The 7181-nt window shown below is 53.1% G+C and carries 9 protein-coding genes and 1 pseudogene; 2 read left to right on the top strand and 8 right to left on the bottom strand.

All coding sequences use genetic code 11. The annotated features are described in order from the left end of the window. The 8 genes and pseudogenes from PUT78_RS22620 to PUT78_RS22590 all read right to left on the bottom strand — a co-directional run. Nucleotides 1-580 (bottom strand): site-specific integrase (locus PUT78_RS22620; protein ID WP_337994719.1); only part of this gene is annotated, 580 nt, incomplete at its 3' end. Between the two features lie 77 nt (nt 581-657). Beyond that, a complete protein-coding gene (locus PUT78_RS22615; protein ID WP_274354499.1) occupies nt 658-789 on the bottom strand; it encodes a hypothetical protein in 132 nt (43 codons plus the stop codon). Then, nucleotides 789-1190 carry an IS66-like element accessory protein TnpA gene (tnpA, locus tag PUT78_RS22610; protein WP_274354498.1) on the bottom strand — a complete coding sequence of 134 codons (402 nt, stop codon included), beginning with the start codon at nt 1188-1190 and terminating at the stop codon, nt 789-791. The genes PUT78_RS22615 and tnpA overlap by 1 nt, the downstream gene beginning before the upstream one ends. Before the next feature lie 335 nt (nt 1191-1525). Continuing rightward, on the bottom strand, nt 1526-1813 hold the full coding sequence (locus PUT78_RS23945; protein WP_420793555.1) for a DUF6966 domain-containing protein: 288 nt from the start codon (nt 1811-1813) through the stop codon (nt 1526-1528). Further along, the gene (locus PUT78_RS22605; protein ID WP_274354497.1) at nt 1801-2643 is read right to left on the bottom strand and encodes an RHS repeat-associated core domain-containing protein; all 843 of its coding nucleotides are present in this window, start codon (nt 2641-2643) and stop codon (nt 1801-1803) included. Before PUT78_RS22605 ends, PUT78_RS23945 begins: the two co-directional genes overlap by 13 nt. Nucleotides 2644-2684: 41 nt before the next feature. Continuing rightward, nucleotides 2685-3605 carry a transglutaminase family protein gene (locus PUT78_RS22600; protein WP_274354501.1) on the bottom strand — a complete coding sequence of 307 codons (921 nt, stop codon included), beginning with the start codon at nt 3603-3605 and terminating at the stop codon, nt 2685-2687. Nucleotides 3606-3927: 322 nt separating this feature from the next. Next, nucleotides 3928-4706: pseudogene (gene kdsA, locus PUT78_RS22595) on the bottom strand (3-deoxy-8-phosphooctulonate synthase). A gap of 257 nt (nt 4707-4963) precedes the next feature. Then, complete coding sequence (locus tag PUT78_RS22590; RefSeq protein ID WP_274354496.1) at nt 4964-5476, bottom strand: P-loop NTPase family protein; 513 nt, start codon at nt 5474-5476, stop codon at nt 4964-4966. Between the two features lie 180 nt (nt 5477-5656). Here PUT78_RS22590 and PUT78_RS22585 point away from each other — a divergent pair, with 180 nt between their 5' ends. Then, nucleotides 5657-6268, top strand: a complete 612-nt coding sequence (locus PUT78_RS22585) for an SOS response-associated peptidase (protein ID WP_274354495.1) — start codon at nt 5657-5659, stop codon at nt 6266-6268. 71 nt (nt 6269-6339) lie between these two features. Further along, entirely contained in the window at nt 6340-6897 is a 558-nt protein-coding gene (locus PUT78_RS22580; RefSeq protein WP_274354494.1) for a GNAT family N-acetyltransferase, read from the top strand. Nucleotides 6898-7181 lie beyond the last annotated feature (284 nt).

The raw sequence follows: 7181 nt of genomic DNA, 5'->3' as shown, positions 1-7181 counted from the left end.
GTCCACGCAGCGCGGTCATCATTGTCTTTGTGTAAGCTGCGGAGCAGTGTTGGGCTTCATTTAGAACAGCTGTTCGGATGCCAGCCGGGCCGTATGCGCACGGATCCGATCCCAGTGACGGGAGGAGCCGCATGACCATTCTCCCGTGCCATACGGCCGTCTGTTCGCGAATGCCTCTATGTCGCAGGAGCCATTCCTGAAAATCGCCAACCAGAGGATCAACAGAGTCTGCGACCGCTTCAGCCAGAGGAGCGATGATGCCACGTCTTGCGAGAAACGAGATAAAACGATGAACACGGTTAAGATAGCCCCTCGAGCAGGGCATAGCTCGCCGTGCCCCCCCGCAACGACAACGATGTTTGGCAAACTGGCCAAGACTGTCGTCGTTAACGCGCCTGAGCTCAATCTTCTCAATTGCAAGCCATGCGGCAAAATGGCGAGCGCTATCGGTATAACCTTGGATGGTCAGGGGCGAGTACCTCAGCAAAGCGAGTTCTTCAGCGAACTGATTAACCCACGGCGTCAGTTCGCCCGCATCCATCGTCCTTGGTGCCGCGACCGGTCTTTTGATGACGTTCATATCAAATCTCCCATGCGCCAGGATGGCGCTTGGGAAGTCTAGATTATGCTGTGCTGTCGCCCGGCAGTGATCTTTTATTATTCTGCAATTAATGCATAAATTTGACTGAGGCGCTCGGGACTCCACATAATCAAGGCCGCCGCATAACGTCGCATATCGGTGACGCCGCCCGCAATCCAAACTTTCACGCCAGCCGGAAACGCGATCATTACCCGTCCACCACTGCCAGGATCCGGGCAAGCGCTGCGGGCTCCACACCCACCGGCACGATGACACGGCGCCTATTCAGCAGGACTATTTCAACTTGACAGTCCTTTGGCGGACAGCAATCAACTGAATTGGTCTGCGGCGCCGGAGCTTTCGTCACGGTCACCGGCGCGAACGACACTGCCCCGGAAGCCGCAAGCTCGCCGTTTCGAAACTGGCGTCGCCACGTGGTCAGAAGTGATCGGCAGATACCATGTCGCCGCGCCGTGGCTGTCGCCTGACGGTGGCCGATGAAGCTTTCCTCCACAATGCGCAGTTTGTCGTCATCCGACCAATACCGGCGGCGTTCACCTTCGGTGGCGGAAAGAACTTCGATCTGAGGGCGGTTGATAAAGTCGGACATAAGGGCGGACTTACCATCGCAGCCAACACAAGTTCAGACGGCCGCCACCGGAGGCTTACCCTTCAGAATACCGATGATCTGTTCTTCCGTGAACCTTGATCGCTTCATCGTCTGTCTCCTTCGATAGGAACAGACTAACCCAAAATTGCGGACTTTTCAGGGGAGCAGGTCAACCTTTAGGGCGTTACGTTGCAGGCTGGCATCCTGATCCGAAGTTGAGATACGCGCAAAACCTAATTTCATGCAGGCATTTTGCGACAAGGTTTTGTGACAGCCAAGGCTTTGAAATCATTCACCCACTGAAAGTGTTGCAAAACCGTTCACTTTTAAGACGATTAACTTTTTCGTGCTGCTAGCTCGTATAACTCGTTGCGAAGGTTATCAAGCGCATCGTTCAGTTCGGATTCGTCTGATTCATTTACCGAATGTCCATTGTACTTTGATAGTATCAAGTCCCCAAATGATCCCATGCCACCGAACCACGCCATGACATCTCTTTTTTGGGCGTTTACATCCTTTTTCTTTGTGGAGCTTAACTTAGACCGCCAGAAAGTTTCGTCGCATTGGGAGAGTAACGCCAAGAGATCGTCCAATACGTCATTGATGTCTCTTAGTGCAGCCATTTTGGATTAACCCTCGGAATATATACTTGATTTCCGCCGCCCATAAGCCTGCTTGCCCCAACCGATTGCGGGGCAGCTGCGCCTTCGTAGATTGTTACACCACGAGGAACAGTGATTGTGGCAGTGTGCTGAGCGGTGTTTCCCCATTGTGGAGCAAGCGCACTATCTAGCTGAGATTGCATAGCGCCTTGAGGCTTGGTGCGTGACCAATAACCGCCCACAGGGTTAGCTGAGCCACCATAAGAACGATACAGGGTCGTTGGTGAAGTTGTTACAGTCGAGGAATATGTACCGCTGCGAAATGTGGAAGCAATATGAGGAGGTAAAGGTCCACCATTGATAGGGGTGTGTAAGTTTTTCGGTATTGCGCCGCGAGCCACGCCAGCCCCAACACCTGGTCGTATTCCCATTAGAGCTTGAGCGGCAACATCACCCACATCCATACGCACACGGTCGCCAACTGAAACGCCAATCCGAGCTTCATATTCTCGGGCTAAGTTTTCAAGGTGTCTATCTAAACCGAAGAAATCATTTAGCTTATCAATAAAGCGGTCTGAATCCCGCATTCGGTTGACTTCGCCATACAGTCGATCAGCGCGATCCCTGTTATCCGCATCAGCGTCATCTTGATCTAAATGCCAGTCATGAAATTGATTTCCATTAGGGTCTAGCTTGTTGATCGGATCATTTGCGGAGTAAGCATACCTGTTTGTTCCAACACCTTGTTCGGTAGGATCAAGGGTATCAGCTTGAATAAATATCGCAGAGGCTTGCGAAGTGAAAACCGCAAAGAGCGCGGTCAAAATGAGCTGTTGTAAATGGCGGAACATATCTATTCCCCTAGAACGTGTAATTACAGGCAGACGTTACCCTATCTTTGCAGTGGCCGCCAACCCAAAGATTCCGCTCTGTCAAACATGCCCTGATTGACCCGCTGAAGGTAGGCAAGGTAGGGGCGTTGATCTTCTGGAATGTCTTGGGCTGTTGGGTATTTCTCGTGAAATTCCGTGCGCAACAGGTGGTAAGAGGCGGTGGCTTTCTTGACCATGATATAGGCGAACATCGGGTAATGCTCGATCAGGATATCAGCCACGGCCATAGCATCATGGTAACGGCTTTCAGCAATCAACTCTTCCACGATTACTGCGGCGATGACAGCGACGGATTGTTCCGCATCCAGTGGGGTCAGGAACACGCCGTTTGAAATCGCGGCATCGGTGATAGGCAGCAGGTCGCGATAGTGTTGATCCCGCGCCCGCCCTGCCCCGCTTGTGGCTTCCAGATTGTGAGTGATGCCCTGATCATCAGTGAATTTCACGAAGACACGCAGCGGTGCCATGGCGGGTGTTACGTCCAGCCCCAGCCTTTGACCGAGGATGATGAACAGAAACGGCATGGTGATGCAGTTGCCGCGCCGATCCTGAATGTAATCCGACAACAGCTTGTTGTGCACATCGAGGCCGTAAGGGTCATCATGGTCGTAGCTGAAGGCGCGGCCATCATTCCAAGCCCCTGCCTGATATATAAAACGGCGGATGGTTTCGACCTTATCCCAGCTCGTCGCATTTGGCAGCAGCATGGTGCGAATGGTGGCGACCATTTGGTCGATCTGGGTAAGCTGTGCATTAACATCGATGCTGGGATCAATCATGCGATCCACTTCGATTTTCACGCGGGCGAAGTCGAGCGTGCCCATGTCGCGGGTGAACAGCTCGCGCACGTCAGCACGGATATCGGCCCAGGCTGAAGTGGCGACTAACAGTAGGGCAGACAAGATAAAGACGATACGCATCAAGAGGGCCTCAAACGAATTTCATCAGAGATTGTCACAAAGCAGAAATCCGAACAATCGGACATTCGTGTACCGCGCAGCATTTGGAAAAATGGGCTCGGACCTGCCTGTCGCTGCATCACGCACGAATGTCCGCTCTGCTTTTTTGGCCAAGCTGCACGCCCAAATACGCCACCTAACGCTGTCAGAAAGACGCCAAATAGCGGTGACGGTCACACACACCATGTCGATTCCGCCGGTGACAGAAACGTTTGAGTTTTGATCGACTGACGCGCACAGCAGACCTTCATCGGTGATCTGATGTCAGTAGAGTTCTGCGTGTTCAGTCCAAATTCAACTCAGGCATACTCTTTACCAAATCATCCACCGCCTTCATTTGCGTCAGAAAATCCTTGAGACGATCCAATGGCAGAGCGCTGGGGCCGTCACATTTTGCGTTATCCGGATCGGGGTGGGCCTCAAGGAACAAACCTGCGATACCTATGGCCAAACCTGATCGACCCAATTCTGCTACTTGATTACGACGGCCACCAGACGCATGAGACATCGCATCTCTCATTTGCAGCGCGTGGGTAACATCAAATATGATCGGCGCATCATCGCTGCACTCTCTCATGGTTCTAATCCCGAGCATATCAACGACGAGATTATCGTATCCAAAGCACGAGCCACGCTCACACAGCATGATACGATCATTGCCGCACTCTCGAAGCTTCTCAACAAGGTTCCTGACTTGGGATGGGCTCATAAACTGAGGTTTTTTACATTTATTGCTGCATCTGTGGCGGCAACGGCTGCGATTAGATCGGTTTGCCGTGCCAGAAAAGCAGGCACTTGCAGAACATCGCAAATCTCCGCCACGGGTGCTGCTTGAGCAACTTCATGCACGTCAGTAATGACCGGCACACCAAACTCTGTTTTGATGTCTTGAAGTACCCTCAACCCTTCGTCCAAGCCAGGTCCCCTGTAAGAATGAATTGATGATCTGTTTGCTTTGTCAAACGATGCCTTGAAAATATACGGAATGTCCAAATCCCGCGAAACAGACACGAATGCGTCAGCGACACGAAGGGCTAAGTCGCGTGACTCGATGACGTTCATCCCACCTATCAGTGTCATGGCCTTGCCATTCCCTATGCGAACATCTGCAACCGTTACATCAGCCAAGCGACACCCCTTCTAATCAGATTTACAGCATCCCCGTCGCTCCCAACGCGAAAGGTGTCGCTCGATGTTATTGGGTTTCAACACGGCCGAAAAGGGCTCTTCACGTCGATGCATGGGCGCTGCCCCTGTGGCAGCTGTGCGGGACGTTGCTGCCAACTAAGACAGGCCGCAGTTTTGATGCTATTTCATATTCAACCAGCTTGGAAGAATGTATCTAGTTCCTCAAGCGAGTTGAGGCGGATCACGTTTTTTCCGCGTTCCTCCTGCTCATCGCACAATGTACGAAGCACGGGCATCCCATCACGATCCATTTCCCAAATCATCTCAAAGAGACGGTCTGTCGGTGGCATATCTTGACCTCCAGCAGGTGGGTTTTCGATCGTTCCGTTGGCCCAAGCCATTTGCCGCTCCGCAGCGCGCCAAAAGTGAACCCAAATTGGAAAATCTAATAATATCAGTTCGGTTGCATGATCGGCGCGCTTCATCATCGTTGGGAAATCACCAACTCCGTCGATAACCCAACTCTCCTTCTTGATTTCTTCGTCGTGGAGACGTTCATAGATTTCAGTTGGTGTTTTCGACCAGTCGGGTTGCCAATACAGCTTATCAATCTCGATGTGGTGAAGTCCTCTCGTCTTAGACAGATGCCTCGCGAGAGTGGATTTTCCACCAGCAGTGTTTCCCAAAATGGCTATACGGCTCAAGTCAAACGTCCTTGTTTTCGCGGTCAGGCTTTCTGCGTAATCCACAGCATTTATGTGTGTTTGTCGAGGTTACTAAGGGCTCCAAACGGTCAACACTCAACTGTAGCAGGCCGCAGCTGATCATCGCCCCCAAAACTGTATCGCTTGCAGAATCATCGCGCCACCTGCCAAAAATTGCGAATGTGCGGCCGCTACATCGACCCCAATCTGCGCGGGACCGAATTCGAACTGAGTGAAATCAAGATCGATCCGTTTCCAAGGCGCTTCAACATCAAGCCGACCCAGGAGGTGTATGTCCTCTGGGAAGGCGAGCTGACATGCGCACGTTGGGGCCTGATCCCGAGCTGGCACAAGGGAACGCTGAAGGACTGGCGTGCGGCCACGATCAATGCGCGTATTGAGGAGGCTGCGTCAAAGCCAAGCTTCAGGGGAGCATGGCGTTACGGCCGCTGCCTGATACCGGCTGGCGGATACTATGAATGGACCGGTGACCGAAGCCCGAAGCAGCCGCATTTCTTCAGCAGCGCTGGAAATGAGGAAACGCTTTGGTTCGCGGGCCTGATGTCGGTCTGGAACGAACTGCGCACCTGCGCGATCATGACGCGCGCCGCGAATGACACGGTTGAACCAATCCACGACCGCATGCCTGTGATCCTAAGCACTGATGAACGGGACGCATGGCTGGCCGGATCCGGTGATCCGGAGTTGGGGGCAGGGTACCGTGTAAAGCACTATCCTGTGGCGAGGTTTGGAATATCCGACGACGGGGAAGAGTTGATCGAGCCGGTTTGAGGCATTATTGACCGATGCTGAGCCGTGCATGAATGTCTGCTTTTGGAGAATTTTCCGTTCGAGAGGGCCAAATGAGATTGCTCAAACCAAGCATTGCCCACATCCCTGCTTACGTTTCGGCTCTGCGAAGAGGCTGGTCGCCGGACAACCTGCGGCCCGAGGCGGCACAGGAGCAGATCAAAAGCATCGAAAAGGACGCAGCATCATTTGTTTCAAGCCTTGATGACCCGACTGCAAAAGCTGGGCCAGTAACATTGCCGGATGGTTCAAAAGTAGCGCGCTTGCCAAGTATTCGTCGGTGGATATGGGATAAAGAGTTCTGCGGCCACATTGGCTTGCGATGGAAGCCAGGGACAGAGGAATTGCCGCCCACTTGTTCAGGTCACATCGGATATGCTGTCGTGCCATGGCGACGGGGGGAAGGGCTCGCTTCTGCCGCGCTTGTTGCAATTCTGCCAGCGGCGAAAGCAGTCGGCTTGGAGTTCGTGGAAATTACGACCAGCCCTGACAATCCCGCGTCAGTGCGGGTTATCGAAAAGGCAGGTGGCACATTGGTAAGAACCTATACTGCCGACAAAGCTCTTGGTGGCCATGAGACATTGGAGTTCAAACTCTCGCTTGCATCATAAGCGACGTTTCCTAGAGCCGACATTCATTTCTAAGCGATGTACGACCCCTCCGTCCGCACTGCGGACGGATGCGGCCATCGTTACGCCGCGCCGCGCACGACCGGCGGCAAAGGGCTGGAACTCCCTAGCCGTTGTTATTTTATCCCGGGTCTGTCAGTGGCCATTGCCTCAGAGACCGAGGATCTCCTTCGCCTCGGCCAGCGCGTCGACCGAAGCCTGGTGATTGCCCGCTTCATGCTCGGTCTCTCCAAGGGTGCGTAATTCTTTCACCCTTGCAAGATCGG

Source organism: Roseinatronobacter alkalisoli, assembly GCF_028745735.1.
Lineage (GTDB): Bacteria > Pseudomonadota > Alphaproteobacteria > Rhodobacterales > Rhodobacteraceae > Roseinatronobacter > Roseinatronobacter alkalisoli.
The sequence above is the reverse complement of the archived record's forward strand: the minus strand, read 5'-3'. Positions and strand labels throughout refer to the sequence as shown.

Bases quoted from the DNA above. Each gene is read 5' to 3' on its own strand.
- PUT78_RS23945 (WP_420793555.1), bottom strand. From the start codon at position 1,813: ATGGCTGCACTAAGAGACATCAATGACGTATTGGACGATCTCTTGGCG.
- PUT78_RS22600 (WP_274354501.1), bottom strand. From the start codon at position 3,605: ATGCGTATCGTCTTTATCTTGTCTGCCCTACTGTTAGTCGCCACTTCA.
- PUT78_RS22615 (WP_274354499.1), bottom strand. From the start codon at position 789: ATGATCGCGTTTCCGGCTGGCGTGAAAGTTTGGATTGCGGGCGGCGTC.
- PUT78_RS22585 (WP_274354495.1), top strand. From the start codon at position 5,657: ATGTGCGGCCGCTACATCGACCCCAATCTGCGCGGGACCGAATTCGAA.
- tnpA (WP_274354498.1), bottom strand. From the start codon at position 1,190: ATGTCCGACTTTATCAACCGCCCTCAGATCGAAGTTCTTTCCGCCACC.
- PUT78_RS22605 (WP_274354497.1), bottom strand. From the start codon at position 2,643: ATGTTCCGCCATTTACAACAGCTCATTTTGACCGCGCTCTTTGCGGTT.
- PUT78_RS22580 (WP_274354494.1), top strand. From the start codon at position 6,340: ATGAGATTGCTCAAACCAAGCATTGCCCACATCCCTGCTTACGTTTCG.